This is a genomic window from Modestobacter marinus, assembly GCF_019799945.1.
Lineage (GTDB): Bacteria > Actinomycetota > Actinomycetes > Mycobacteriales > Geodermatophilaceae > Modestobacter > Modestobacter marinus_B.
On sequence record NZ_JABGCH010000010.1, the window covers coordinates 38,066 to 63,771 of the forward strand.

Genomic DNA, 25,706 nt, shown 5'->3' on the forward strand with positions numbered 1-25,706 from the left:
TCCCTCTCCGAGGAGCCACACCGGCCCCGTCCGTTCCGCTCAACGGTGCCAGTTGCCGAGACGTTCCGCGCGGTGAGCGCCCTCATCCCAGCGCGGCGGTCCACCGGTCCCGGGCCGCGGCGAGCCCGGGCTCCGGCGCGGGCTCCACCACCGGGCCGGCCACCCGCCGCGGGACGACGTCGCGCCCGACCCCCCGGGCGGCGAGCTCCGCGGCACCGGCCGCCGACGCGCTGCGCACCTCGAGGTGCTGCACGGGGTCCCCGAGGACGTCGGCGAGCAGCTGCAGCACCCCGGGGTCGCGGGCACCGCCGCCGGTGACCACCACCTGATCCTCCCCGACCGGCCCCAGCAGCTGCCGGGCCGCGGCGACCGCGAACACGACCCCTTCCAGCGCGGCCCGAGCCAGGTCCGCCCGGGTGGTGTCGGCGGTCAGCCCGGTCCACGCGCCGCGCGCCGAGGGGCCGGCGACGCCGCCGCGCTCACCGGTGAGGAAGGGGGTGAAGACGGCGCCGCCCGCACCCGGCCGGGCCGCCGACAGGCTGCCGACGAAGCCCGCCCAGTCCAGCCCGAGCACCTCCTGCACCCACGACCACGCGGTGCCGCCGTTCTGCAGCGCGGCCATGCCGTACCAGCCGTCCCCGGCGTCGGCGTAGCAGTGGACGACGGGGTCCAGCACCGGCGCCGGCGCCACCCCCGGCCGGATGAGCTGCACCCCGGACCCGAGGTTGACCTGCACCCCGACGCGCGTGCCGGCGGCGAGCAGCGCCAGCGGGGTGTCGGCGCCGCCCACGACGACCGGCACCTCCCCCACCGGGGTCACCGCGGTGCCGACCACCTCGGCGCCCGGGCGGACCGCCGGGAGCAGACGCCCCGGAACACCGCCGGCTGCCGCCGCGGCCACGGACCAGCGGTCCGCGGGGACGTCCCACAGCAGCGTGGCCGAGGCGTCGCTGCGGTCGGTGACCCCCGGGGGCGCACCGGGCACCAGCCCCGCGCGGACGGCGTCCTTGGGCAGCAGCACGGCGGCCGCCCGGTCGAGCAGGTGCGGTTCGTGCTCGGCGACCCAGGCCAGCAGCGGGCCGGTCATCCCAGGCACGAGGGGGTTGGCCAGGGCGGCGCGGTCCGCGGCGGGCAGCGCCCGCCACCGGTCGACCTGGGCGGTGGCGCGGGTGTCCGGCCACAGCAGGGCAGGGGCGAGCGCCGTCCCCCCGTCGTCGACCAGCACCGCGCCGTGCATCTGCCCGGACAGCCCGAGGGCGGCCACCTCGCGACCGCCGAGCCGGTCGGCCAGCTCGGCCAGCGCGCCGTCCAGCGCCTGCAGCCAGACCGCCACCTCGGTCTGCGCCCAGCTCGGCCGCGGCCGCTGGACCACGTACGGCGCCTCCGCCTCGGCGACCACCGCGCCGTCGGAGTCCAGCGCGGCGGCCTTCAGGCCGCTGGTGCCGAGGTCGGCACCGACGACGACGGGCTCGGCCACGCCGCTGCTCAGGCCGGCTCGGGACTGTTCCCGTACGCGTAGGACGCGTCGGCGTACCGGCCACCCTCGGCGACCCCGGGCGGGGCGATCTCGCCGAGCCGGGCCAGGTCCTCGGCGGTCAGCGCGACGCCGGCCGCGCCCACGTTCTCCTCCAGGTAGCTGCGCCGCTTGGTGCCCGGGATGGGCACGACGTCCTCCCCCTGCGCCAGGACCCAGGCCAGCGCCAGCTGGCCCGGCGTGACCCCCTTCTCCTCGGCCAGCGCCCGGACCGCGTCGACCAGCCGCAGGTTCGCGGTGAACGCCTCGCCGGTGAAGCGCGGGTGCGTGCGGCGCCAGTCGTCCTCGGCGAAGTCGTCCTGGCTGTTGATCGCGCCGGTGAGGAAACCCCGGCCGAGCGGGCTGAACGGCACGATGCCGATGCCGTGCTCCCGGGCGACGCCGAGCACCTCCCCCTCGAGGTCCCGGGTCCACAGCGACCACTCGCTCTGCAGGGCGGCGATCGGGTGGACGGCGACCGCCCGGCGGATCGAGGCCGCGCTGGCCTCGGACAGCCCGAGGTACCGGACCTTGCCCTGCTGCACGAGCTCGGCCATCGTGCCGACGGTGTCCTCGATCGGCACCCGCGGGTCGACCCGGTGCTGGTAGTACAGGTCGATCACCTCGACGCCGAGGCGGCGCAGGCTCGCCTCCACGCACGCGCGCACGTTCTCGGGGCGGCCGTCGATGGTCATGCCGCCCCCCTCCCGGTGCGTGAGGGAGAACTTGGTGGCCAGCTGGACCTCGTCGCGGCGCCCGGCGATCGCCTCCCCGACCAGCTCCTCGTTGTGCCCCTCGCCGTAGACGTCGGAGGTGTCGAGGAAGGTCACGCCGAGGTCCAGCGCGCGGTGGATCGTCGCCAGCGACTCGCTGCGGTCGGCGGCGCCGTACATCTGGCTCATGCCCATGCAGCCGAGGCCCAGGGCGGACACCTCCAGGCCGCCGAGGGTGCGCCGGGGGACGGTCGGGAGGCTGCGCGTCATGCCCGCATCCTGACGTCCGCGGTCGACCGGGCGCCAGCCGGTCAGGTGCCGGGCAGCGCCCCGGTGGAGACCAGCTGCTCGGCGACGTCCCGCAGCTTCACGTTGGTGCGCTGCGAGGAGTGGGTGAGCAGGGTGAACGCCTGCTCCGCGGTCACCTTGTACCGCTCCATGAGGATGCCCTTGGCCTGCTCGATCACCGCGCGGGAGACCATCGCCCGGCGCAGGTTCTCGGCGTCGGTCGTCGCCCGGGCCGCGGCCTCGGCGTTGGCCACCGCGATCGCCACGAAGCCGGCGACCTCCTCCCCCAGCGTGACGTCGGCGTCGCGGAACGCCCCCACCCGGGAGGAGTAGATGTTCAGCGCCCCAATGGACGCCCCCTGGAAGGGCAACGGCACCGACAGCGAGCTGCCCACGCCCCGTTCCGCGGCCTGCTGGGTGTAGTCCGGCCAGCGGTCCTCGGCGCGCATGTCCGCAATCAGGAACACCTCTCCGGCCCGCCCGGCGTCCAGACAGGGGCCGTAGCCGCGCACGTACTGCATCTCGTCGGCGTCCATGGCGATCTGCCCGTCGAACGCGGCGGTGAAGGCGTCCTCCTCACGGATCAGCGTGATCGACACGGCCTCTGCGCCGGGCAGCGCCCGCCGGGAGATGCCCACGACCTCGGTGAGCACGTCCGGCAGCTCCCGGGCCACCAGGACCACTCCGGCCAGCTCCGCGTGCAGGCGGCCCAGACCCTCGCTCATGTCCTGATGACCCTCCCCTCGACGGTCCGCCGGTGCTGTGGACGGCCTCGCGCCCGAGCGCGAACTCGGCGGAGAAAGCGTATCCGCCGTAAACGATCAACTGGTCCGGTTCGCGTGCCCGCCGCACCGTCGCAGCCGTCGGCGGCGCGGTCTGATGGGATGAGGTCCACAGCCGGCCGCGTCACCCCGCCACCGGCTCCCGACGTCCGCCAGGGAGATCCCGTGCAGTACGCCGAGTCCGTCGTCGACCTGATCGGTGACACCCCACTGGTGCGGCTCCGCCGCGTCACCGAGCACCTGGGCCCCGACGCGCCGCTGGTCCTCGCCAAGGTCGAGTACCTCAACCCGGGCGGCTCGGTGAAGGACCGGATCGCGCTGCGGATGATCGAGGCCGCGGAGGCCGCCGGCGCGCTGCGCCCGGGCGGCACCATCGTCGAGCCGACCAGCGGCAACACCGGCATCGGGCTGGCCATCGTGGCCCAGCAGCGCGGGTACCGGTGCATCTTCGTGTGCCCGGACAAGGTGGGCCAGGAGAAGATCAACGTGCTCAAGGCCTACGGCGCCGAGGTGCACGTCTGCCCCACCGCCGTCGACCCGGCCGACCCCCGCTCGTACTACTCGGTGTCCGACCGGCTGGCCCGCGAAACCCCGGGCGGCTGGAAGCCCGACCAGTACTCGAACCCGGCCAACCCGCGGTCGCACTACGAGACCACCGGCCCGGAGATCTGGGCGCAGACCGACGGGCGGATCACCTGCTTCGTCACCGGCGCCGGCACCGGAGGGACGATCAGCGGGGTCGGGCGCTACCTCAAGGAGGTCTCGGGCGGGCGGGTGCGCGTCGTCGGCGCGGACCCCGAGGGCTCCGTCTACTCCGGCGGCACCGGGCGGCCCTACCTGGTCGAGGGCGTCGGCGAGGACTTCTGGCCCGCGACCTACGACCGGACCGTCGCCGACGAGATCGTCGCGGTCTCCGACGGCGACTCCTTCGCGATGACACGCCGCCTGGCCCGCGAGGAGGGGATGCTGGTCGGCGGCTCCTGCGGGATGGCCGTCGTCGCGGCCCTGCGGGTCGCCGAGCGACTGACGAAGGACGACGTCCTGGTGGTGCTGCTGCCCGACGGCGGCCGCGGGTACCTGAACAAGATCTTCAACGACGAGTGGATGGCCGACTACGGCTTCCTGACCGCCGCCGGCGGCGAGACGGTCGGCGAGCTGCTCGACGCCAAGGCCGGGCGGACCCCCGCGCTGGTGCACACCCACCCCAACGAGACGGTGCGCGACGCGATCGACATCCTCCGCGAGTACGGGGTGAGCCAGCTGCCGGTGGTGCGCGCCGAGCCGCCGGTGACCGCCGGTGAGGTGGTCGGCTCGGTCGCCGAGCGGACGCTGCTCGACGCGCTGTTCGCCGGCCGGGCCAACCTGTCGGACCCGGTGGAGCGGCACATGTCCGCGCCGCTGCCGATCATCGGCTCCGGCGAGCCGGTGACCGCCGCGGTCAGCGCGCTGGGCACCGCCGACGCGCTGCTCGTGCACGTGGACGGCAAGCCGGCCGGGGTGGTGACGAGGCAGGACGTGCTCGGGCACCTGGTCGGCCTGTCTCCTACGGTCGGGGCATGACCCAGCCCGGCTTCAACACGCGCGCCATCCACGCCGGCCAGGAGCCGGACCCGACGACCGGGGCGGTCGTCGTCCCGGTGCACCTGACCAGCACCTACAAGCAGGACGGCGTGGGCGGCCTGCGCGGCGGCTACGAGTACAGCCGCAGCGCCAACCCCACGCGCACGGCGCTGCAGGAGGCGCTGGCCGCGCTGGAGGAGGGCAGCACCGGGCTGGCGTTCGCCTCCGGGCTGGCCGCGGAGGACGCGCTGCTGCGCACCGTCTGCGCGCCCGGTGGCCACGTCGTCCTCCCCGGGGACGCCTACGGCGGCACGTTCCGGCTGGTGTCGAAGGTGTACTCCCGGTGGGGCGTCGAGCACACGCCGGTCGACCTCAACGACCTCGACGCGCTGCGGGCGGCGATCCGGCCGACCACGCGGGTCGTGTGGTGCGAGACGCCGACCAACCCGCTGCTCAACGTCTCCGACATCGCCGCGCTGGCCGAGGTCGCGCACGGCGCCGGCGCGCTGCTGGTCGTCGACAACACGTTCGCCTCGCCCTACCTGCAGCGGCCGCTGACCATGGGCGCCGACGTCGTCGTGCATTCGACCACCAAGTACCTGGGCGGGCACTCCGACGTGGTCGGCGGGGCGCTGGTCACCGCCGACGCCGAGCTGGGCGAGCAGCTGGCCTACCACCAGAACGCGATGGGGGCGGTGGCCGGGCCGATGGACGCCTGGCTGGTGCTGCGCGGGCTGAAGACCCTCGGCGTCCGGATCGACCGGCACTCGGCCAACGCCGCCCGGATCGCCGAGTGGCTGCTCGAGCACCCGGCGGTGGGCGACGTCCTCTATCCGGGCCTGCCGCAGCACCGGCACCACGAGATCGCCGCGAAGCAGATGTCCGGCTTCGGCGGGATGCTCTCGTTCCGGCTGCGGGACGGCGAGGAGGCGGCGCTGCGGGTGTGCGAGCGGGCGCGGCTGTTCACCCTGGCCGAGTCGCTGGGCGGGGTGGAGTCGCTCATCGAGCACCCGCACCGGATGACCCACGCGAGCGCCGCCGGCTCGCCGCTCGAGGTGCCCGGCGACCTGGTGCGGTTGTCGGTGGGCATCGAGGACGTCGACGACCTGCTCGCCGACCTGGAGCAGGCCCTCGCTCAGACCGGGTAGTCCTTCAACGCGGGGCGGTGAGGATGCGCGGGCCGTCCGCCGTGACCGCGACCGTGTGCTCGACGTGCGCCGCCCGGCTGCCGTCGGCGCTGCGCAACGTCCAGCCGTCGGCGTCCACCCGGTAGTCGTCGTCGCCGCCGGCCAGGAACCACGGCTCGATGGCGATCACCAGCCCGGCGCGCAGCGGCACGCCCCGCCCGGGGCGGCCCTCGTTCGGGACGTGCGGCGCCTCGTGCATCGTCCGCCCCACCCCGTGACCGCCCTGGTCGGTATTGATCCCGCAGCCCCCGGCCCGGCCGACCGCCGCGATCGCCGCCGAGACGTCACCGACCCGGTTGCCGACCACGGCCGCGGCGATCCCCGCCTGCAGCGCCCGCTCGGCGGTGTCGACCAGCGCCAGGTCCGCCGGCCGCGGTGTGCCGACCGGGAAGGTGGTCGCCGAGTCCCCGACCCAGCCGTCGAGGGTGGCCCCGGCGTCGACGCTGAGCAGGTCGCCGTCCTCGAGCTCCCGCGAGGTGGGGATGCCGTGCAGCGCGACGTCGTTGACCGACAGGCAGACGACACCCGGGAACGGCGGGGTGGTCGGTTGCGGGGCGTAGCCGAGGAAGGGGGAGGTCGCACCGGCGTCGGCGAGGACGGCGCGGGCCACCTCGTCCAGCTCGGTCAGCCGGACCCCGGGGGCCGCGGCGTTCCGGACGGCGGCCAGCATGTCGGCCACCACCGCACCCGCGGCGCGCATGGCCTCCAACTCGCCGGGTGTGCGCAGCTCGATCACGCCCCGACTCTGCCAGGACGCCCCCCGCCGGGCGCAGGAGCCCCTCCGGTAGACAGCGGGGGTGCACCGCGTCAGCGTCGTCGTCGCCACCCGGGACCGGCGGGAGTCGCTGCTCCGCTCGCTCGCCCACCTGGACCGGCCGCACGGCCCGCCGGTGGTGGTGGTCGACAACGCCTCCGCCGACGGCACCGTCGCCGCAGTGCGCGCCGAGCACCCCCGGGTCGAGCTCGTCGAGCTGCCGGCCAACGCGGGCGCGGTCGCCCGCACCGACGGCGTGCGCCGCACGTCGACGCGGTACGTCGCCTTCGCCGACGACGACTCCTGGTGGGAGCCCGGCGCCCTCGATCGCGCCGCCGACCTGCTCGACGCCCACCCGCGGGCCGCGGTCGTCGTCGGCCGGGTGCGGCTGGCCGACGACGGGTCGGAGGACGCCGTCACGCGGAAGCACCGGGCGGCGGTGCTGGGCCGCTCCCCCGGCGCCCCGGGGCCCGACGTCCTCAGCTTCCCGGCGTTCGCCGCCGTCGTCCGCCGGGACGCCTACCTCGCCGTCGGTGGGTTCTCCCCGCTGCTGTTCTTCGGCGGCGAGGAGCACCTGCTGGCCCTGGACCTCGCCGCGACGGGCCGGCAGCTGGTCTTCGCCGAGGACGTCGTCGCCTGGCACGCCCCGGCCGGCCCGGACCGGCCCACCCCGCAGCGCTGGGCGCTGCAGACCCGCAACGACGTGCTCGTCGACTGGCTGCGCCGGCCGCTGCCGGTGGCGCTGGCCGCGACCGGCCGGCTGATCCGCCGGGCTCCCCGCGACGGGGCCGCCCGCCGGGCGCTGCTCGGCGTCGCCCGGCTGCTCCCCCGCGCCCTGCGGCAGCGCCGGCCGGTGTCGCCCGAGCTGGAGCGCCGGTTCGCCACCGCCCAGCGGCCGTTGGGCTGACCGCCCGCTGAGCAGCTGAGGTTCTCCAAGCGCGCTCGTGCTCTGAGTGCCACCCGCACTCAGAGCACAAGCACCCGGGAGGACACTTCCGGCTGGATCCCACAGGAGCGACAGGAGGCCCGGGTGGCCGAGACGACGGTGGCCGAGACGACGGTGGCCGGGGTGATGGCCGAGCCGGCCGCGCTCGAGGACCCGAGGGCACGCGAGGTGAACGAGCGGCACGGGAACGACCACGGGGTGAACCGCGGCAAGCTGCGCGCGCTCAGGGACTACCCGACTCCCCCCAACTGCACGTCCCCGTTCGCGCCCATCTGGATCACCGAGATGGTGCGCTGGCAGCACGGACAGCAGGGAGCAGACCCCGGCCCGGGTCAGCGCACGCCGGTCAGCCGGGCCGGCAGGCGCTTGAGGCCGTTGATGAACGAGGACCGCAGCCGGTCCGGCTCGCCGGTGACCTCCAGGTCCGGCAGGTGGTCGAAGAAGGCCCGGAACGCCACGCCGATCTCCCGGCGCGCCAGGTGGGCGCCGAGGCAGAAGTGCGGGCCCCGCGACCCGAAGCCGACGTGCGGGTTGGGGTCCCGCCCCAGGTCGAAGCGGTGCGGATCGGGGAAGACGGCCGGGTCGCGGTTGGCCGCGGTGTAGAACAGCACGAACTTCGTTCCCGCCCGGAACCTGCGTCCGGCGAGCTCGACGTCCTGCGTCGCCGTCCGCCGCATCCAGGTGACCGGGCTGGTCCAGCGCACGATCTCCTCCACCGCCGTCCGGGTCAGGCCGGGGTCGGCGGCCCAGCGGTCCCGCTGGTCGGGGTGCTCGGCCAGCGCCAGCACGCCCTGGGCGATGGCGGTGCGGGTGGTCTCGTTCCCCGCCACCAGCAGCAGGATGAAGAAGCTGGCGATCTCCTGGTCGCTGAGCCGCTCGCCGTCGACCTCGGCGGTGACCAGCGCGGTGGTCAGGTCGTCGGCCGGCCGCTGCCGCCGCTCGACGGCCAGCCGGGTCATCAGCCGCGCCAGGAGCTCCCCTGCCCGCAGGAAGGCGGCGACGGCGTACTCCTCGTCCTCGACGAGGTCGGGGTCGCCGCCGGAGAGGATGACGTTCGACTGCTCGAGCACCATCGCCCGGTCGCCCTCGGGGACGCCCATCATGTCGCAGATGACCCGCAGCGGGATGGGCGCGGCGAGGTCCGCCACGACGTCGATGGTGCCGTCGCCGTCCTCGGCCTTGCGCCGGGCCCGGACGACGACGTCGTCGGCGACCAACTGCACCGACGCGACCAGGTGCTCCAGCACCCGGGGCGTGAACGCCTGGGCCACGATCCGCCGGATCTTGGCGTGCCGCGGGTCGTCCATGCTGATCAGGGAGCCGTAGAACTCGCTGAGGTCCGGCGGCATGTCTTGGATGGACACCGCTCCGGGCCCGGAGGCGAACAGGGCGGGCCGGCTGCTGATCGCCTCGACGTCGGCGTACCGGGTGACCGCGTGGTAGCCCGGGCCGGACTGGATGTACGGGAGCACCGGCTCGTCGAAGAAGGCGAACGGGCTCTCCTGGCGCAGCAGGTCGAGCACGGCGTGCTTGATCTCCGGCGGCTGCGCCCAGAAGGCCCGGTCGGAGAGGTCGATCCCGTCGAGGCCGAGACCGGGCCGGACGGCGGATACGGACACGGGGCCTCCAGGGGCTGAGCGAGCGCCCGCCCACCGTGGCCGGTGAGCCCGGCCCGGTCAACCCTCCGCGAGCTGCGCTGTGAACCACTCCCGGGCCTGGGCGATCGCGTCCGCGCCCCGCTGCCGGGCGTCGGCGATCTCGTCGCCGAGCGTGCCCGAGAGCGCGTGCTCCAGCGCCGCGTCCAGCGTCGTCGCGTCCACCTCACCGGCACGGAGCACCACCGGCCAGCCCAGCGCGGCGGCCTGCGCGCTGACCTTCGCCCCGCCCGCGACCGCGTCGCAGGCGATGACCGGCACGCCGTGCGCCAGGCCCAGCACCAGCGCGTGCAGCCGCATGCTGACCACGACGTCCGCCCGCCGGACGAGCGCCTCGACCTGCGACGGGAACCGCTCGTACGGCTTGTCGTACAGGTCCATGTCCAGCTCGAACCACGGCATCCCGCGGGCCCTCAGCCAGCCCTCGATGGCCGCGCGCACCTCGGCGGCCCGGCTGCGGCTGCCGTACTCCTCCTGCGCCGGCGCGAAGGCGACGGCGACGACCGGGACGTCCGGCGTGGTGGTGGCGATGGCCAGGTCCGGCCGGGACGTGCCGGCGCCGTCCCGCTCCCAGACCCGGTGGAACAGCGGGCGGGCATCGTCGGGCACCACGGAGACGTTCACCGCCCAGCGCTGGGCGGAGGCGAAGGCAGCCGTCAGCTCGCGGATGAGCGGCATGTCCATGAGCGGGCCGCTGACGAACACCAGGTGCGTGTACTGCGCGGCGTCCAGGTCACGCCAGTGCGGACCCCGCTGCAGGTAGGGCGCCCAGGCGACGTCGTGCTCGATGCCCAGCTCGGTGAGCCAGCCGACGACGACGTCGGCTCCCAGCTCGTCGCCGATGGTGGCGACCACCTCGTCGAAGCTGAACCACCCGGCGACCAGGACACGCATGGGTCCCACCCTGTCAGGCGGGCGGCAGCACCTCGGAGGGGGGCTCAGTGCCTGGCGACCGGGTCGCGGCGTTCAGGAGATCCGGCGGGCGGCCGGACCGGAGGTCACCGTCAGGGTGACCGGCTCCGTCAGGTCCCGCTCCCGGCAGGCGGCGACGACCGCGTCGCTCACCGCTTCGGCGTCCTCCGGCCGGATCAGCGCGATCGCCGAGCCCCCGAAGCCGCCGCCGACCATGCGGGCGCCCAGCGCCCCGGCTTCCCGCGCCGCGGCCACGACGACGTCCAGCTCCACCGCCGAGACCTCGTAGTCGTTCCGCAGCGAGGCGTGCGAGGCGTCCAGCAGCGGGCCGATCGCGGCCACCCGCCCGGCGCGCACCAGCTCGACCACGGCGTCGACCCGCTGGTTCTCCGAGATAACGTGCCGGGCCCGGGCCTGCAGGCGCGGGTCGGTCAGCCGCTCGACCTCGCCCGGGCCGGCGTCGCTGAGCCACTCCAGGCCCAGCTGCCGGGCGGCCTCGTCGCAGTCGACGCGGCGCTTGGCGTACTGGCCGTCGGCCAGCGTGTGCTTCACCCGGGTGTCGATGACCATGAGCTCCAGGCCGGCCTCCGCCAGGCCCAGGTGCACCGGCTCGGTGCGGAAGTCCCGGGTGTGGATGAGCAGCGCCGAGCCCTCCTCGGCGAGCAGCGCGACGGTCTGGTCCATCCCGCCAGTGCCGGCGCCCACGACCTCGTTCTCCGCCCGGATCGCGGCCCGGATGAGCAGGTGGCGCAGCGTCTCGTCGTCGTCCCGGCCGGCCAGCTCGGCGGCGGCGATCGCCACGGCCGCCTCCAGCGACGCGGAGCTGGACAACCCTGCGCCCAGCGGGACGTCGCTGCTGACGGCGAGGTCCATGCCCGGCACGTCCACGCCCGCCTGCTGCAGCGCCCACAGGGTGCCGGCGGCGTAGGCGGCCCAGCCGGAGACCGCGCCCGGGCCCAGGTCGGCGAGGGTGCCCTCGAACGGCGCGGCGTGCGGGTCGGAGCTGGCCAGCCGCACCCGGTCGTCGTCCCGGCGGCGCACCGCCGCGGCGGTCACCCGGGTGAGCGCCAGGGGCAGGCAGCGTCCGCCGTTGTAGTCGACGTGCTCGCCGATCAGGTTGACCCGGCCGGGGGCGGCCCAGACCCCGTCCGTCTCCACGCCCCAGACCGAGCGCAGCTCGGCGACAGCGAGCTCCGCCTGCTCCTTCGCACTGCTCACAGCAATCCCCGTTCGGTCCCGCGCGGCGCTCCGCTCCTCGCTCGCTGGCCCTCGCTGCGGTGCTCACGCCGCTGTCCGCTCACGACGCCACCTCGCGCAGCCGGTCCGCGATCCGCTCCGGCGTCGTGTCGTTGATCCACGCACCCATGCCGGACTCCGAGCCGGCCAGGTACTTCAGCTTTCCCGGCGCGCGCAGCAACGAGAACAGCCGCAGGTGCAGCCGGCCCAGCTCCCGGTCCTCTCCCGTCGGTGCCTGGTGCCAGCCGGCGATGTAGGGCACCTGGTCCACCCCGGGGTGGAAGCGGTCGACGCGGCGGAGCAGCTCCTGGTAGAGCCCGGCAAGCTCGTCCCGCTCGGCGTCGTCCAGGGCGGCGAGGTCGGGCACGTCGCGGTGCGGCGCGAGGTGCACCTCGACCGGCCAGCGCGCGGCGCGGGGCACGTAGGCGGTGAAGTGCTCACCGCGGAGCACCACGCGGGTGCCCTCGGAGCGCTCCGCGTCGAGCACGTCGCGCAGCAGGTCGTTGCCGGTCGCCTGCCGGTGGCGGCGGGCCTGCTCGAGGAACTGCGCCGACCGGGGCGGGACGAACGGGTATGCGTAGATCTGCCCGTGCGGGTGGCTGAGCGTCACCCCGATCTCCTCGCCGCGGTTCTCGAAGACGAAGACCTCGGCGATCCGCGGGTCGGCCGAGTGGGCCTCGGTCCGCTGCGCCCACGCCTCGACGATCGTGCGCATCCGCGCGGCCGGCAGCTCCACCACCGACGCCGCGTGGTCGCTGGAGAAGACGACGACGTCGCAGTGCCCGTAGGCGGTCCCGTCGGCCGGGCCCAGGACCGGCGGCTGCGGTGCGCCGGGTTCGACGGTCAGCGGCGCGAGGCTCGGGAAGCGGTTGGCGAAGACGGCGACGTCGTAGTCGCGGTCGGGCACCTCGCTGGGGCGGGCCGGGTCGCGGGTCGGGCAGAGCGGGCAGTCCGCCGCGCTGGGCAGGAAGGTCCGGTTCATCCGGTGCCCGGCGATGGTGACCCACTCGCCGGTCAGCACGTCGAAGCGGACCTCGCCGGCGCGTGGGGGCTCGGGCAGCGGGCGGGTGTCGACGGCGTCGTGCACCGGCCCCGGCGTCGCCTCGTCGTCGAAGTAGAGAATCGGCCGGCTGTCGGCCATGGCCCGCTCGGTGACCTGCCCGGGCCAGTGGTGCGGCGCGGACTCCGCTGACGTCGCGGTCGAGGCTCCCCGTCCCATCCGTTCCTCCTGTTCCGGTCCACCGCTGGCACAGCGGCAGGCAGACAGACGGAGGGTCCGGTCACCGCGTGCGGTGACCGGACCCTCCGGTTGGTAGCGGGGACAGGATTTGAACCTGTGACCTCTGGGTTATGAGCCCAGCGAGCTACCGAGCTGCTCCACCCCGCGTCGGTAGGATCAGGTTACCCCAGGCCGGGAGGACGCCGCGCAGGGGGGTGGGGACCGCGGTCATCGGCGGCGGCATCCACGTCACCAGCCAGGCGAGCAGCAGCGCCAGCGGCAGCAGCACCGAGCCGGCGAGCACGACCACCAGCGCCGCGGCCTGGGCCGCACTCGCGCCGTGCAGGTGCCCGAGGTGGAACACCAGGTGAGGGACGGCGAACGTCAGGTACGCCAGCAGCACCACGACGACCAGCCGCGCTCCGTCCACACGGCCGCGGCCGTCAGGACGACGGCCAGCCCGAGCGTGGCGCCCCCGAAGTCGCGGAAGAGGTGCTCGCTGAACGGCGGCGTGAGGTCGACCGTGGGCACGTCGGCGTAGAAGCTCGCCGGGGACGACAGCGTCCACAGCCCCAGCACGATCTGCACGGCCGCGAGGAGCGCCAGCCCGGCCCGCAGCAAGGGGATCACCGGAGGGCTCCCGACCGGGTGGCCAGGTGGGCGGCGAAGGTCTGCCGTCCGAACGCCGGCCCCGGGACCAGCGCCGCACCCGACCGGTAGGCGGCGAACAGCTTGCCCGGCAGGGACAGCGGCAGCACCGGCCGGCGCGTGCCGGTGGCCCGCGCCCACATCCGGGCCAGCTCGGGGAGACCGTGCTGCTCCGGGCCGCCGATGTCGGCCACCCGCCCGGCCGGGGCCGCGCCGGCGAGCTCGGCCAGCCGGTCGGCGACCTCCTCGACGGCGATCGGCTGCAGGCGGATCGCCGGCGCGACGACGACCGGCGAACGGCGCTGCGCGGTGAACATGGCCTCGACGAAGGAGTGGAACTGGGTGGCCCGCAGGACGGTGGAGGGCAGGCCGGACTCCCGGACCAGCCGCTCGATGACCACCTTGTCCCGGTAGTAGGCCAGCGGTATGTCGTCGATCCCGACGATGGAGATGAGCACGAGGTGCTGGACCCCGGCGGCGGTGGCGGCGTCCAGCAGCCTGCGGGTCGCCTCGACGTCCCCCTTGCCCCGCGGCCCGGTGGCCAGGTGCAGCACCGTGTCCGCGCCGGCCACCGCCTCGCGGAGACCGGCGCCGGTGAGCAGGTCCCCCGTCGTGAGCCCGGGGCCGCTGAGCCGGCTGAGGGCGCGGACGTGGTGCCCGGCGGCACGCAGCCGCGAGACGGTGGGGACGCCGAGGACGCCGGTCGCTCCGGTGACCAACGTGGTCGTCATGGGTGGTTCTCCCTTTCTCACCCGCTCAGACCGGACAGCCCGCCGATCCGTGACAGCTGCCCGTGGGCGTAGGTCAGCTTCTCCGGGTTCACGACCAGGTCCAGCTCGGTCAACCGCTCGCCGTCGGTGTGCAGCACGAGCACGGCGCGCAGGTCCCCGTCGTCGGTGAAGGCCACCGCCGGGGCGCCGTTGACCTCGACGAGGGCCGGGAGCAGCCCCTGCTGGAAGCGGTGGACGAGGCCGATGACGTAGCGGGCCACGTCGTTGCGCCCCCGCACCGGGCGGCGGGCCGCGTGCACCACGCCACCGCCGTCGGCACGCGACACGACGTCCGCGGTCAGCAGGGCCTCCAGCCCGCCGAGGTCGCCGTCCCGGGCGGCGACGAGGAAGCGGGCGATCAGGTCCTGCCAGTGGGCGACGTCCACCTCCCGGGACTGCGCGACGGCGACGTGCCGCCGGGCCCGCGAGTGCAGCTGCCGGGCGTTGGCCTCAGTGGTCCCGATCAGCTCGGCGACCTCCCGCGGGCTGTACGCGAAGGCCTCGCGGAGCACGTAGGCGGCGCGTTCCGCCGGGGGCAGCCGCTCCAGGAGCGCCAGCAGCGCGAACGAGACGCTCTCCCGCTGCACCGCGTCCTCCAGCGGGCCGAGGTCCGGCTCCGCGCCGGGCCCGGTCAGCACCGGTTCCGGCAGCCACGGCCCGACGTAGACCTCGCGGCGGGCGCGGGCCGAGGTCAGCGCGGTGAGGCTCAGGTTGGTGACGGTGCGCGCCAGGTAGGCCGCCGGGTCCGACACCCGGGCGTGGTCGACGCCCCGCCAGCGCAGCCAAGCGTCCTGCACCACGTCCTCGGCGTCTGCGGCCGAGCCCAGCATCCGGCAGGCGATGCCGAACAGCCGCTGACGCTGGGCCTGGAAGTCGTCGAGCGCCGTCGTCACGCCGTCATCCTGGCAGCGGGCGGGACCTCTCCGGCGCTACGGTCCGGCGGGTGACGGCTGACCACGTCCCCCGGGCGGCACGCCGTGTGGCAGGGGACTGGCGCGTGCTGAGCAGCCGCACCGAGCGGCCGGCGGCGTTCGACCCCTCGATGGTCGCCGACCTGCCCGCCGCTGCGCGCCGCTGGCTCACCCATGCCGTCGCGCCCGGGACCCCGCTGTGGCGGACGGTGGAGCTGTCCATGCGCGGGGAGATCCGCATCGGCACGTGGCGCCCGTTCACCGCGCGCCAGGTGCTCGCGCCGCCGCGCGGTCTCGTCTGGGCGGCCACCGCGCGGCTGTACGGGCTCCCCGTGACCGGCTTCGACCGGTTCAGCTCGGGCTCGGGTGAGATGCGCTGGCGGCTGGGCGGGCTCGTCCCCCTGCTGTCCGCGTCCGGGCCGGACGTCACGCGCAGCGCGGCGGGCCGCCTGGCCGGCGAGGCGACCCTGCTGCCGACGGCGTTCCGCAGCGCCACCTGGACGCCGGGGTCCGCCGAGGACCGGGTCGTCGCCACCTGGCACGTCAGTGGGCAGGACGAGCGCGTCGAGCTGCAGGTGGGCCCGGACGGGCGGCTGCTCGGCGCGGAGATGGACCGCTGGGGGAACCCCGGCGGCGCGCCGTTCGGCCGGCACCGGTTCGGGGTGGCCTTCGAGGCGGAGCGGACCTCCGCCGGCGTGACCATCGGCTCGGTCCTCCGTGCCGGCTGGTGGTGGGGCACGGACCGTCAGGCGGAGGGTGAGTTCTTCCGGGCCCGGATCACCGGAGCGACGTTCCGGTGACCCGGGCCCGCCGGCCGGGTCAGGGGCGCAGGCGGTAGAAGCGCCAGAAGCCGAACCCCTCGATCGGCGTCGACGGCCGCGAACCCGGCCCGCTGCGCGAGGTCGCGCACGGTGGACGACCGGATCACCGTCCCGGTCGCCGCCGACGGCCGGTGCGACCGGGCGTCCGGCAGGCACACCAGCGTGCTGAACCCGTACAGCAGCCGTTCGACGTCGCTTCCCGGCGCGGTGGACTCCTCCTCGGCGGCCTCGTCCATCACGACGACCACTCCCCCGGGCCGCAGCGCCCGGCGCGCCGCCGACAGCACGTCCACCGGATGGGGCAGGTCGTGGAGGCACTCGAAGGCGAAGACGGCGTCGACGGACGCCTCCAGCAGCGCCGTGGCGGCGTCCCCGGTCACGAACCGGACGCGCTCACCCAGGCGCCGCCCGCGGCGTGCCGCGCCGCCGCGGTGGTGGACGGGGCGTCGACGTCGTAGCCGCGCACGGACGCCCGCGGGTACGCCCGGGCGAGAGCGACCGTCGACCAGCCCTCGCCGCAGCCGACGTCGGCGATCCGGGCGCCCGGCCGGTCGAGCAGCTCGTGCAGGTCCGGCACGCGGCGCAGCGCCGGAGCCAGCTCCTGCTCGTACCAGGGGCGGTTCATGTCGGCCTGGCCGGTGCGGGCGTCCGGGCCGAACTGCGCCCGGCTCACGCCGGAGCCGGTCCGGTAGGCGTCCGCCAGCGCGGGCAGCTGCCCGGCCGCAGCCGCCACGAAGCGGGTCAACGGCGCGAGGTAGGCCAGGCTGGACCGGTCGGTGAACACCTCGGCCGCTCCCGGTGGCAGCTCGAACCGGCGGGGCTCGCCCGGCCCGGCCGGCTCGACGGCGGTGAGCAGACCGCCGGCGGCCTGCCAGTTCCGCCGCGGACAGCGGGCCCGCGCCGGCCATCGCCTGGTACCAGCCCAGCCGTTCGCCGAGGTAGATGGTCAGCGTGTCGAAGGCGCCGAGCGCGGCCTGGAACACGCGCTCGGCCACCTCGTCGGCGGTCGGCGCGACAGCAGCCGGGGCGGTGGGGTCCTGGACGGTGGTCATCGCTGTTCCTCCTCAGCGGGCGGGGTCAGGCCGCGCGGGCCGCGACGTCGACGGTCGTGGTCAGGAAGCGGGCCACCGCGTCGTGCACCTGGGCGCGGTCGCACTCGTTGAGGACGTCGTGCAGGTCGCCCGGGAAGGTGACGATCGAGGCGTTCGGCAGCTGCTCCGCGTTGGCGAGTCCGTCGGCGAGCGGGACCACCGGGTCCTCCTCACCGTGCACGAACAGCACCGGGAGGTCCGGGCGGCCGCCGTCCAGGCCGGCCCGCACCTCCGGCCAGGTCGCGGCCACGGCGCGCAGCGTCTCGTGCCGGAACCCGCCGTGCCAGGTCAGCGGGTCGTGCAGCAGCGCGTGCACGTACTCGGGGTGGGTGCTGAAGATCTCGCTGGGGTCGACGTCGGCCGGTTCGTCCGCGGTCTCGCCGGCCAGCTCCTCCGCGACCCACGCCAGCGGGCGCAGCGGCGGCGCGGACAGGACCAGCGCGTCCGCGATCGACGGGGACCGGAGGGCGAGCAGGTAGGCGGCCAGCGCACCGCCGGAGTGCCCCGCGAGCACCAGCGGACCGGCCGGGTGCTCGGCCCGCGCGATCGCGGCCAGCTGCCGGGCGTCGTCGACGTAGGAGTCCCACGTGGCGATGACCGCCCGCTCCCCGTCGCTGCGCCCGTGGCCGCAGGCGTCCATCGCGTGCACCGCCCAGCCGTCGGCGGCGAGCCGGCGGCCGAGGGCGTCGTACAGCCCGGCGTGCTCGCCGTAGCCGTGCAGGAGGACGACGACGCCGCGCACCCCGCCCACGGGGTGCCAGGCGGTGTGGTGGACGCGTCCGACGGAACCGGGGAACCAGGGCATGGACGTGCTCCTCTGCGATCGGGGGGACATCGGCCGGTGGCGGGGAGCGCCACGCGGGGAACCGATGCGAGGAGCGTGCGGGGGGCCCCTGTCGGCCCGGTGTCGTCGCGGTGTCGCCGTCCCTGCGGGCATGTCAGACTGCCCCGGTCAAACGTCGAGGTGGCCGCCGACATGTTCCGTGTCCTCGGTCCGCTCGAGGTCGAGGTCGAGGACGGCGACGAGCGGATCCTCCTGCCGGGCGTCCGGCTGCGCGCGCTGCTCGTCGCCCTGCTCCTTCAGCCGAACACCACCGTCCCGGCACACCGCCTCATCGAGGTGCTGTGGGACGAGGACCCGCCCCAGGACCCCGGCAACGCGCTGCACCAGGTGGTCCGCCGGCTCCGGACCGCCCTCGGCCCGCTGGGTGCCGCGGTCCGGACCCGGCCGGCGGGCTACGAGCTGGCCGTCGACGCCGGTCTGGTCGATGCCGAGGTGTTCGAGGCGGCGTACCGGGAGGCCGGCGCGCTGGCCTCCGCCGACCCCGACGCGGCCGCGGCCGCGCTGGACCGCGGGCTGGCGTTGTGGCGTGGACCCGCCTACGGCGAGTTCGCCGAGGGCTTCGCGCGGGCGCCGGCCATCCGGCTGGAGGAGCTGCGGATCGCCGCCCTCGAGGAGCGGGCGGCGCTGCAGCTGGCGCGCGGCGCCGTCCCCGAGGCCGTCGCCGCCGGCCGGCAGCTCGTCGCGGGCCATCCGCACCGGCCGCGCACGGTGGAGGTGCTCATGCGGGCGCTGTCCGCGGACGGTCGCGCGGCCGAGGCGCTCGACGTCTACCGCCGGCACCGGCAACTGCTCGCCGACGAGCTCGGCATGGACCCGCGCGAGTCGCTCCGGGAGCTGCAGACCCAGATCCTGCGCGGCGCGGTGCCGGCGCCCCGCGAGCCGCCCCGCCGGCCGCCGCGGCCCGCGCCGGCCGGATCGGTCCGCGCGCTGCCGTGGCGGCCCGGCCCGCTGCTGGGACGGGCCACGGACCTGACGCTGCTGACCGACTGCCTGGGACAGCAACGGCTCGTCACGCTGGTCGGACCGGGCGGGGTCGGCAAGACGCGGCTGGCGATGGAGGCGGCTCACCGCCTCGCCGGCGCCGACGCCGCGGTGTGGTGGGCCGACCTGTCGACGACGACGGCGCAGCGCCTGGTGGACTCCCTGGCGGAGGCCACCACGGTCGACCTCCCGCGCGGGAGCGATGCCGCCGGGGCGCTCGCCGAGGCGCTGCGCGATGCCGGCGGCCTGCTGTGCCTGGACAACGCCGAGACCGTGCTGGCCGACCTCGCGCCGCTCGCGGAGCGCCTGCTGGCCGAGGTCCCGGACCTCACGCTCCTGGTGACCAGCCGGGAGCGGCTGGACGTAGGGCACGAGCACGTGCACGTCCTCGCGCCGCTGCCCGTGCCCGCCGGCGCCGCCCGGGACACCCCGGCGGTGCAGCTGTTCATCGACCGGGCGCCGGGGCTGGAGGCCGGTGCGCTCTCCGACGACGACGTCGCGGTCATCGCGGACACCTGCCGCCGTCTCGACGGTCTCCCGCTCGCCATCGAGCTCGGCGCCGCGCGGGCACCGACGTTCGGGCTGCGCGAGTTCGCGGCCCGCCTGGCGCAGGGCCTGGACCTGCTGTCCGGCGGACGCCGCACGGCCGCGGCCCGGCACCGCTCGGTGCGCGCCGTCGTCGACTGGTCGTTCCGGCTGCTCTCCGACGACGAGGCGCGCCTGTTCGCCCGGCTGGCGGTGTTCCCGTCCTCGTTCACCCTGGGCCAGGCCGAGGCGGTGTGCGGCGGACCGCCGCTGACCCCGCCCGCGGTCGCGCCGTTGCTGGCGCGGCTGGCCGAGCAGTCGCTGGTGCAGGCGGGGGACGGCCGGTTCTGGCTGCTGGAGACGCTGCGCGCCTTCGCCGCCGAGCACCTCGGCGACGACGAGCGACGCGCGGTCCGCGCCCGGCACGCGGAGGACACCGCGGGATGCCTGGCCGCGTGGAGCGCGCTGCTGTGGACTCCCCGCGAGCCCGAGGCGGTGGCCGCACTCGGCGCCCTCACCGCCGACCTCCACGCGGCCTGGGCGCACGCGGTGCGGGACGACCGGCCGCTCGCCGTCCGGCTGGCCGGCGACGTGCACGACTACGCGTACTTCCACCAGCGGGTCGACCTGCTGGAGTGGGGCCTCACCGTCGCCGGGTGGGAGGTCGAGCACCCCCGGCTCCCCGACGCCATGGCCACCGCGGCCGCCGCCGCGTGGGCGGTGGGCCGGATGGCCGACGCCGAGGAGCTGACCAGCCGGGGTCTGGCGGCCGCCGGCGGACCGGACTCCCCCGCCGCGGCCCGGGTGCTGGACCAGCGGGCCGCGCTGGCGATGTTCGCCGGTCAGACGGAGGAGGCCGTGCGGCGCTACCGCCAGGCCGCGGGCCTCTACCGGCGGGCGGGCGAGCCCCTCCTCGGCCTGACGCTCGACCTGTCGGTCTGCCAGGTGATCACCTACGACGGCGGCGCTGCCGAGGCCGCCGCCCGCACCGCCGACCTGCGGGACGCCGTCCGCGCGAGCGGCAACCCGAGCGCCCTCGCGTGGTGGCACTACGTCCTGGGCGAGGCCCTCCTCCACTCCGACCCGGCCGGCGCGCTGGCGAACTACACGGCGGCGGTCGAGCACGCGTCCCGGGTGGACAACCGGCTGCTCGTCATGCTGGCCCGCAGCTCGGCGGCGCCCCTGCTGGGTGGGCGGGACTCACCTCTGGTCGCGCTCCGGGAGCTCGGCCGCCTGCTCGACCAGTGGCAGGACCTCGGCAACACCGCCTCGCAGTGGTGGGTGCTGCTCAGCCTGGCGGCGCTCCTCGCGGACCTCGGCGAGGACCGGGACGCCGCGCTGCTGGGCGGTGCGGTGCGCCGCAACCAGCAGCACCAGCCCGGCTTCGTCCGGGACCGGCAGCGACTCGAGCAGGCGCTCGCCGCCGTGCGCGCCCGGCTGGGCGACGAGGCCACCGACGCGGCGTCGGCCGAGGGGGCCCGGATGTCGCTGCAGGAGGCCCTGGCCGCCGCCCGGCAGCTCATCCGGACCACGGTCGAGCGTACGACCAGCGGCTGAGTCCCTTGCCCCGGTCTGCGGACCCGAGGAGCGTGGGCCCGGCGCCGTGCGACGGGAGGGCACATGAGCCAGGACGCCGCCACTCCGGGTGCTGCCGAGCGCATCGCGGTGCTCGGTCCCGGCGGGGTGGGCGGGCTGCTGGCCGGACTGCTGGCCCGCCGCGGCGCAGACGTCACCTGCCTGGCCGGCCCGACCACGGTCGACGTCCTGGCCCGCGACGGGCTCCGCGTCGAGAGCCGGCAGTTCGGCACGTTCTCCGTCCGGGTGCGGGCCGCCGGGCGACTCGGGAACGGCGTCGACGTCTGCCTGATCGCGGTCAAGGCCACGCAGCTGGCCGACGCGCTGGAGCGCCTTACGGCCGACGCGGTCGGCAGTGCCCTGGTGGTGCCCCTGCTCAACGGTGTCGAGCACGTCGACCTGCTGCAGCGCCGCTACCCCGGGGCCGGCGTTGTCCCGGCCACGATCCGGTGCGAGTCCACCCGCACGGCGCCCGGCGTCATCCGGCACGACAGCCCGTTCGTGCGGGTGGAGATGGCCGCGACGGGCCGGCTGGCCGTCGCCGTCCGGCGCTTCGCCGACGACCTCGGCGAGGCCGGGGTCACCGCCCAGGTCAGCGACGACCCGGCCACGGTGATGTGGAGCAAGCTGACCTTCCTGTCCGCGCTGGCCCTGCTCACCACGGCCGCCGGCGCCCCGGCCGGGGAGGTCCGCGAACGACGTCGCGACGACCTGATCGCGCTCGTCGGCGAGGCCGCCGCCGTTGCCCGGGCCGAGGGCGCAGCGGTCGACGCGGCGACCGTCGTGGCCTTCTTCGACGGCATCCCGGCCGGGCTGCAGTCGTCGATGCAGCGGGACGCCGAGGCCGGCCGGCCCCTCGAGCTGGACGCCATCGCGGGCGCGGTCGTGCGCGCGGCCGCCCGCCACGGCCTCCCGGTGCCGGTCACCTCCCGCTACGTCGACCTGCTCACCGACCGCCACCGCGGCCGCCCCGCCCTCCTCCGGGACGCCACCTGAGCCGACCCGATCCCCCTGGAGAGCCCGTGACCGAGCACCGAACCACAACGCTGCCCGCCGCCGCCGTTCTCGTCCTGACCGCAGCCACCGGCTGCTCGGTGTTCGCCGATCCCGGCCCCGACACCACCGAGGACCGCGCCGTCGCCGGCGTCACCAGCGTCCGGCTGGAGACGAGCGGGGACCTGTCCGTCGGGCCCGGCGACCTCCCGCAGCTCACCGTGACCGCCGGGAGCGAGGTGATCGACAGGCTGACCAGCGACGTCGAGGGCGGGGTGCTCGTGCTGGGGATCGACGGCCGGGTCCTCGAGCTGGGGGACGTCCACTACTTCCTGACCCTCCCCCGGTTGGACGGCCTCGTCGTGGACGGATCCGGTGACGCGGAGGTCGCGTCGGTGCCGACCGACGCACTCTCGATCGCGGTCAACGGCTCCGGGGAGGTCGAGGTGAGCGGCGTGGCGGTCCAGGAGCTGGCGGTCGTACTGGCCGGCTCAGGGAACGTGGAGACCCAGGGCACCGCCGCGGTCCAGGACGTGCTGGTCGAGGGGTCCGGGGACTACGACGGCTCGTCGCTGGACAGCCGGCAGGCCACCGTCACCGTGAGCGGTTCCGGCGACGCCGACGTGCGGGTCACCGGGCAGCTCACCGCGGTCGTCACCGGCAGCGGGGACATCGAGTACACCGGCGGCGCCCAGGTCACCAGCACCGTCCAGGGGTCCGGCCAGGTCGTCCCGAGCTAGCCCGGGTCCTCGCTCGACGGACGGGCAGGGACGGACGGCGAGGGGCCGAGCGGGTGCTGATCGCGACTACGGGGCCCGGCGCTCCGGCATCATCAAGCCATGAGGGCCATCGACACGCCTGATCCGGGGGGCGCCGACCACCTGATGGACGACGTCGTCCTCCGGCTCACCGACGACCTGGCCGGCCTGCACCGCGGCGTGCTCACCCGGGACGAGGTCGAGGACGTGGTCCGCTCGTCGTACGAGGAGCTGATCAGGAAGGCGCGGGTCACCGCGTTCCTCCCGGTGCTCGCCCGGCACCGGGCGGAGGACCGGCTGGTGGACCTGGCCCGGCAGCGCAACGAGTCCGCGCACCCGGTGCCCAAGGTGGTCTTCGTCTGCCGTCACAACGAGGGCCGGTCCCAGCTCGCGGCCGCCCTGCTGGACCACCACGCGCAGGGCCGGGTCGACGTCCGCTCGACCGGCACCGAGCCGACCGGGCGGCTCAACCCGGTCGCGGTCCAGGCACTCGCCGAGCTGGGGGTCCCCCTCGCCGAGCCCTATCCCGAGCCGCCGTCCGACGCGCTGATCCGCCAGGCGGACGTCGTGGTGAACATCGGCGCCGCGGACGCCCGCCCGGACGTCCCCGGCGCCCGCTACGTGGACTGGGACCTGCCGGACCCGGCGGGCCGGCCCCTGGAGGAGGTGCGGGAGCTGCGCGACGAGCTGGACCGCCGGATCCGCTCCCTGCTGGACGACCTCACCGCCTGAGCCCGGCCGCGGGCGGTCAAAGGTTCAGCAGGGCGCGTACTCGGCCGGCCGGAGCAGCATCGCCGCGGCCATCGCCGGGAGCATGAGCACGTGGCCCCAGGGACGCACAGCGACCACGAGACCAAAGTCGGGAGGACCGCCGACCTTGGTGAATCGTGCATCGACCGAAGCCCGATGTGCGGGTGACGCCTGGACAGCACGCTCGAACACATGGTCCTCATGGAGCAGCTCAGCCAGCGGCACGACCCGCACACGGCCGTGGACCCGGTCCCCATCGCCAGCGTCGACCCGGGCACCCGGACCCACGGCCACTCCCAGCGAGGAGATCGGGCATGACCGTCACCGCCAGGCTCGCCCGCGCCGCCGGCCCTGGCGTCGTGGACGACCTGCCGCTCTGGCGCGTGAACCTCATGCGGGTCGGATACGCCGTCATGGGCATCGGTCTCGCGGTGGTCAAGTGGCCGGACGTCATCGGCTACGACCCCTCGATGCCGCTGTACGAGGGAGTCGTCGCCGTCCTGCTCACCGCGATGTCGGTCCTGGCCTTGCTGGGGCTGCGGTATCCCGTCCGGCTGCTGCCGATCCTGCTGTTCGAGGTGCTGTGGAAGCTGATCTGGCTGACCGTCGTAGCCGCCCCCGTGGTGGCGGCCGGTGACATGGACGAGGCCATGAGCGAAGTGATCGTCAACTGCTCGCTGGTCGTCGTCATCGTGGCCGTGGTCCCGTGGCGACACGTCTGGCGGCGATACGTCGTGGCGCAGGGCGATCCTTGGCGACGGGCGACCCACCCGATCGCATAGCACCTGCGCCTCGGGCCCGGCGGACGTGCGGGGACGATCCCGCCACTGCTCGCGGCCCCGGCCGACCCGCCGATCTGAGTGGCTCGTACGAGGGGCCCGCCGTGGCTCGACCTTGCTGGCGTGGTCCGGCACGGTGTCGTGGGCAGCCCGAGAGTTGCGGCTGCCGAGCCGCACCGACACCACCCGAGCCGACCGACGAGAACTGGGGCGAGCGGCCGGGCCCGCCGCCCCGGGAGGGAGTGCCTCCATGCGCGTCCTGGTCACCTTCGCCGGGGGCACCGGGCACTTCCTGCCCACCCTGCCCTACGCGCGCGAGTTGCGTGCCCGCGGCCACCAGGTCCGCTACGCCTGCCAGTCGGCGATGGTGGCCCCGGTCGAGGCTGAGGGTTTCCCGGCCGCCGACACCGGCGGGCCGACCCTGCTGCCACCCGACGAACGACGCCCACTGGGGCTCGTCGACCGGTCGCGGGAACAGCGAGTGGTCACCGACTTCTTCATCGGTCAGGTGGGCACCGAACGTGCCGCACGGACCGGCGGGCTCATCGACGGCTGGCGTCCCGACCTGGTACTGCGTGATGAGGTCGACGTCGGTGTCGGCGTGGCGGCCGAGGCAGCGGGGGTGCCGTGCGCCGACGTCATCGTCCTCGCCGTCGGCGGGGCGCTCGACGCTGACCTGCAGCGGGCACCGCTGCGGGAACTGCGCAGCCTTTACGGCCTGCCGCCCGATGAGCGGGCCGGGCTGCACGGCGACCTGACTCTCGAGCCGGTGCCGCCCGGGCTGCGCGACCCGACGGACCCGTTGCCGAGCACCGCGGTTGCCGTCCGGCCGCCGATCCTGGACGAGGCCGTGCCAGCCGGCCCGGCACCGCCCCGGCCGCGCCGAAAGTCGGTGTACGTGACGCTGGGGACGATCTTCGCCCAAGAGTCGGGCGACCTCTTCCCGCGGTTGCTGGCAGGGCTGCACGAGCCTGACGTCGACGTGCTGGTCACGGTGGGCCGGCAGCTCGACCCCGCCGAGCTGGGCCCGCAGCCGGCGAACGTCCGGATCGAGCGCTTCGTCCCGCTCGCCGAGGCGTTGGCTGACCGGGATCTGGTCGTGTCGCACGCCGGTTCCGGCACCGTCGTCGCGACCCTCGCCCTCGGGCTGCCCTCCCTGCTGCTGCCGATGGGTGCCGACCAGCCGTGGGTTGCCGACCGTGGCCGTGCTCTGGGCGTGTGCCGCGTGCTCGACCCGCTGACCTGCACGCCGGGCGAGGTGCGGAGCGACGCCCTGCACCTGCTCGCCGGTGACTGCCCCGAGCGGGCCGCCGCCCGGGAGCTCGCTCGACGAGCCAGGGCACTGCCGACCACGGCGCAGGCCGTCGACCTGCTCGAGCGCCTCATCCGCTGAGCGCCCGACCGGCGCCGGCCAGAGATGGGCGTGTCCCCGCACCGCGGGAGCACCCGGTGCCGACCGTGCTGCACAGCACCGCAGGTGCTTGGCGGCCCGGCA

At 75.5% G+C, this 25,706-nt stretch carries 26 protein-coding genes and 1 tRNA gene; 11 read left to right on the forward strand and 16 right to left on the reverse strand.

Translation table 11 applies throughout. The annotated features are described in order from the left end of the window. Positions 1-82: 82 nt before the first annotated feature. The 3 genes from HK417_RS11145 to HK417_RS11155 are packed head-to-tail and all read right to left on the reverse strand — an operon-like array spanning position 83 to position 3,239. The gene (locus HK417_RS11145) at positions 83-1,477 is read right to left on the reverse strand and encodes an FGGY family carbohydrate kinase (protein ID WP_222266358.1); all 1,395 of its coding nucleotides are present in this window, start codon (positions 1,475-1,477) and stop codon (positions 83-85) included. 8 nt (positions 1,478-1,485) lie between these two features. After that, positions 1,486-2,496: an aldo/keto reductase gene (locus HK417_RS11150; protein WP_222266361.1), complete on the reverse strand. Its 1,011-nt coding sequence runs from the start codon at positions 2,494-2,496 to the stop codon at positions 1,486-1,488. Positions 2,497-2,537: 41 nt separating this feature from the next. After that, the gene (locus HK417_RS11155; protein ID WP_222266363.1) at positions 2,538-3,239 is read right to left on the reverse strand and encodes a GAF and ANTAR domain-containing protein; all 702 of its coding nucleotides are present in this window, start codon (positions 3,237-3,239) and stop codon (positions 2,538-2,540) included. A 222-nt stretch (positions 3,240-3,461) separates the two neighbouring features. On the opposite strand from HK417_RS11155, the gene HK417_RS11160 reads away from it, so the two are divergent. Together HK417_RS11160 and HK417_RS11165 are read left to right on the forward strand one after the other, a co-directional pair. Next, positions 3,462-4,856, forward strand: a complete 1,395-nt coding sequence (locus tag HK417_RS11160; RefSeq protein ID WP_222266365.1) for a cystathionine beta-synthase — start codon at positions 3,462-3,464, stop codon at positions 4,854-4,856. Then, positions 4,853-6,004 (forward strand): cystathionine gamma-synthase, encoded by a 1,152-nt coding sequence (locus tag HK417_RS11165; protein ID WP_222266367.1) that lies wholly within the window; start codon positions 4,853-4,855, stop codon positions 6,002-6,004. Before HK417_RS11160 ends, HK417_RS11165 begins: the two co-directional genes overlap by 4 nt. A 4-nt stretch (positions 6,005-6,008) precedes the next feature. On the opposite strand, the gene map is transcribed toward HK417_RS11165, so the two are convergent. Beyond that, the gene (map, locus tag HK417_RS11170; RefSeq protein WP_222266369.1) at positions 6,009-6,779 is read right to left on the reverse strand and encodes a type I methionyl aminopeptidase; all 771 of its coding nucleotides are present in this window, start codon (positions 6,777-6,779) and stop codon (positions 6,009-6,011) included. A gap of 61 nt (positions 6,780-6,840) precedes the next feature. Between map and HK417_RS11175 the strand changes: the two genes are divergently transcribed. After that, the gene (locus HK417_RS11175) at positions 6,841-7,704 is read left to right on the forward strand and encodes a glycosyltransferase family 2 protein (RefSeq protein ID WP_222266371.1); all 864 of its coding nucleotides are present in this window, start codon (positions 6,841-6,843) and stop codon (positions 7,702-7,704) included. A 371-nt stretch (positions 7,705-8,075) separates the two neighbouring features. Here the strand turns inward: HK417_RS11175 and HK417_RS26135 are convergent, their stop codons facing one another. The 9 genes from HK417_RS26135 to sigJ all read right to left on the reverse strand — a co-directional run bounded on the left by HK417_RS26135 (position 8,076) and on the right by sigJ (position 15,076). Beyond that, on the reverse strand, positions 8,076-9,362 hold the full coding sequence (locus HK417_RS26135) for a cytochrome P450 (RefSeq protein WP_222266373.1): 1,287 nt from the start codon (positions 9,360-9,362) through the stop codon (positions 8,076-8,078). Between the two features lie 57 nt (positions 9,363-9,419). Further along, entirely contained in the window at positions 9,420-10,292 is an 873-nt protein-coding gene (locus tag HK417_RS11185) for a polysaccharide pyruvyl transferase family protein (protein ID WP_222266375.1), read from the reverse strand. A gap of 72 nt (positions 10,293-10,364) precedes the next feature. Beyond that, positions 10,365-11,528, reverse strand: coding sequence for a galactokinase (gene galK / locus HK417_RS11190; protein ID WP_222266377.1), 1,164 nt, complete (start codon positions 11,526-11,528; stop codon positions 10,365-10,367). Between the two features lie 79 nt (positions 11,529-11,607). After that, complete coding sequence (gene galT, locus HK417_RS11195) at positions 11,608-12,765, reverse strand: galactose-1-phosphate uridylyltransferase (protein WP_222266379.1); 1,158 nt, start codon at positions 12,763-12,765, stop codon at positions 11,608-11,610. A 91-nt stretch (positions 12,766-12,856) separates the two neighbouring features. Further along, positions 12,857-12,933: transfer RNA gene (locus HK417_RS11200), tRNA-Met, on the reverse strand. Next, positions 12,911-13,171: a hypothetical protein gene (locus HK417_RS11205; protein ID WP_222266381.1), complete on the reverse strand. Its 261-nt coding sequence runs from the start codon at positions 13,169-13,171 to the stop codon at positions 12,911-12,913. The genes HK417_RS11200 and HK417_RS11205 overlap by 23 nt, the downstream gene beginning before the upstream one ends. Further along, positions 13,150-13,395: a hypothetical protein gene (locus tag HK417_RS11210; protein WP_222266383.1), complete on the reverse strand. Its 246-nt coding sequence runs from the start codon at positions 13,393-13,395 to the stop codon at positions 13,150-13,152. The genes HK417_RS11205 and HK417_RS11210 overlap by 22 nt, the downstream gene beginning before the upstream one ends. After that, positions 13,392-14,144, reverse strand: coding sequence for an SDR family oxidoreductase (locus HK417_RS11215; protein WP_222266385.1), 753 nt, complete (start codon positions 14,142-14,144; stop codon positions 13,392-13,394). The genes HK417_RS11210 and HK417_RS11215 overlap by 4 nt, the downstream gene beginning before the upstream one ends. Before the next feature lie 17 nt (positions 14,145-14,161). Beyond that, positions 14,162-15,076, reverse strand: coding sequence for an RNA polymerase sigma factor SigJ (gene sigJ / locus HK417_RS11220; protein WP_222266387.1), 915 nt, complete (start codon positions 15,074-15,076; stop codon positions 14,162-14,164). A 50-nt stretch (positions 15,077-15,126) separates the two neighbouring features. On the opposite strand from sigJ, the gene HK417_RS11225 reads away from it, so the two are divergent. Next, a complete protein-coding gene (locus HK417_RS11225; RefSeq protein WP_222266390.1) occupies positions 15,127-15,894 on the forward strand; it encodes a DUF6544 family protein in 768 nt (255 codons plus the stop codon). Here the strand turns inward: HK417_RS11225 and HK417_RS26440 are convergent. From HK417_RS26440 to HK417_RS11240, 3 genes are all read right to left on the reverse strand, one after another. Continuing rightward, entirely contained in the window at positions 15,840-16,295 is a 456-nt protein-coding gene (locus HK417_RS26440) for a methyltransferase domain-containing protein (RefSeq protein WP_222266392.1), read from the reverse strand. The genes HK417_RS11225 and HK417_RS26440 overlap by 55 nt on opposite strands. Continuing rightward, a complete protein-coding gene (locus HK417_RS26445) occupies positions 16,292-16,699 on the reverse strand; it encodes a methyltransferase (RefSeq protein ID WP_222266393.1) in 408 nt (135 codons plus the stop codon). Before HK417_RS26445 ends, HK417_RS26440 begins: the two co-directional genes overlap by 4 nt. A gap of 293 nt (positions 16,700-16,992) precedes the next feature. Then, a complete protein-coding gene (locus HK417_RS11240) occupies positions 16,993-17,811 on the reverse strand; it encodes an alpha/beta fold hydrolase (RefSeq protein WP_222266395.1) in 819 nt (272 codons plus the stop codon). A gap of 171 nt (positions 17,812-17,982) precedes the next feature. On the opposite strand from HK417_RS11240, the gene HK417_RS11245 reads away from it, so the two are divergent. The 7 genes from HK417_RS11245 (at position 17,983) to HK417_RS11270 (ending at position 25,604) form a co-directional block, all read left to right on the forward strand. Further along, positions 17,983-20,913: an AfsR/SARP family transcriptional regulator gene (locus HK417_RS11245; RefSeq protein ID WP_222266397.1), complete on the forward strand. Its 2,931-nt coding sequence runs from the start codon at positions 17,983-17,985 to the stop codon at positions 20,911-20,913. A gap of 63 nt (positions 20,914-20,976) precedes the next feature. Continuing rightward, entirely contained in the window at positions 20,977-21,927 is a 951-nt protein-coding gene (locus HK417_RS11250; protein ID WP_222266399.1) for a ketopantoate reductase family protein, read from the forward strand. A 26-nt stretch (positions 21,928-21,953) separates the two neighbouring features. Further along, the gene (locus tag HK417_RS11255) at positions 21,954-22,664 is read left to right on the forward strand and encodes a head GIN domain-containing protein (RefSeq protein ID WP_222266402.1); all 711 of its coding nucleotides are present in this window, start codon (positions 21,954-21,956) and stop codon (positions 22,662-22,664) included. Between the two features lie 99 nt (positions 22,665-22,763). After that, entirely contained in the window at positions 22,764-23,414 is a 651-nt protein-coding gene (locus HK417_RS11260) for an arsenate reductase/protein-tyrosine-phosphatase family protein (RefSeq protein ID WP_222266404.1), read from the forward strand. Between the two features lie 210 nt (positions 23,415-23,624). Beyond that, a complete protein-coding gene (locus HK417_RS25335) occupies positions 23,625-23,750 on the forward strand; it encodes a hypothetical protein (RefSeq protein WP_261326380.1) in 126 nt (41 codons plus the stop codon). Next, the gene (locus HK417_RS11265) at positions 23,747-24,214 is read left to right on the forward strand and encodes a hypothetical protein (RefSeq protein WP_222266406.1); all 468 of its coding nucleotides are present in this window, start codon (positions 23,747-23,749) and stop codon (positions 24,212-24,214) included. The genes HK417_RS25335 and HK417_RS11265 overlap by 4 nt, the downstream gene beginning before the upstream one ends. A 247-nt stretch (positions 24,215-24,461) precedes the next feature. Next, positions 24,462-25,604, forward strand: coding sequence for a glycosyltransferase (locus HK417_RS11270; protein WP_222266408.1), 1,143 nt, complete (start codon positions 24,462-24,464; stop codon positions 25,602-25,604). Positions 25,605-25,706: the final 102 nt, after the last annotated feature.

What these genes read in the sequence shown, in the direction of transcription:
- HK417_RS11150 (WP_222266361.1), bottom strand. Translation starts at nt 2,496, where the DNA reads ATGACGCGCAGCCTCCCGACCGTCCCCCGGCGCACCCTCGGCGGCCTG.
- HK417_RS11155 (WP_222266363.1), bottom strand. Translation starts at nt 3,239, where the DNA reads ATGAGCGAGGGTCTGGGCCGCCTGCACGCGGAGCTGGCCGGAGTGGTC.
- HK417_RS11165 (WP_222266367.1), top strand. Translation starts at nt 4,853, where the DNA reads ATGACCCAGCCCGGCTTCAACACGCGCGCCATCCACGCCGGCCAGGAG.
- HK417_RS11185 (WP_222266375.1), bottom strand. Translation starts at nt 10,292, where the DNA reads ATGCGTGTCCTGGTCGCCGGGTGGTTCAGCTTCGACGAGGTGGTCGCC.
- galT (WP_222266379.1), bottom strand. Translation starts at nt 12,765, where the DNA reads ATGGGACGGGGAGCCTCGACCGCGACGTCAGCGGAGTCCGCGCCGCAC.
- HK417_RS11215 (WP_222266385.1), bottom strand. Translation starts at nt 14,144, where the DNA reads ATGACGACCACGTTGGTCACCGGAGCGACCGGCGTCCTCGGCGTCCCC.
- HK417_RS11240 (WP_222266395.1), bottom strand. Translation starts at nt 17,811, where the DNA reads ATGCCCTGGTTCCCCGGTTCCGTCGGACGCGTCCACCACACCGCCTGG.
- HK417_RS11245 (WP_222266397.1), top strand. Translation starts at nt 17,983, where the DNA reads ATGTTCCGTGTCCTCGGTCCGCTCGAGGTCGAGGTCGAGGACGGCGAC.
- HK417_RS11250 (WP_222266399.1), top strand. Translation starts at nt 20,977, where the DNA reads ATGAGCCAGGACGCCGCCACTCCGGGTGCTGCCGAGCGCATCGCGGTG.
- HK417_RS11260 (WP_222266404.1), top strand. Translation starts at nt 22,764, where the DNA reads ATGAGGGCCATCGACACGCCTGATCCGGGGGGCGCCGACCACCTGATG.
- HK417_RS25335 (WP_261326380.1), top strand. Translation starts at nt 23,625, where the DNA reads ATGGTCCTCATGGAGCAGCTCAGCCAGCGGCACGACCCGCACACGGCC.
- HK417_RS11265 (WP_222266406.1), top strand. Translation starts at nt 23,747, where the DNA reads ATGACCGTCACCGCCAGGCTCGCCCGCGCCGCCGGCCCTGGCGTCGTG.
- HK417_RS11270 (WP_222266408.1), top strand. Translation starts at nt 24,462, where the DNA reads ATGCGCGTCCTGGTCACCTTCGCCGGGGGCACCGGGCACTTCCTGCCC.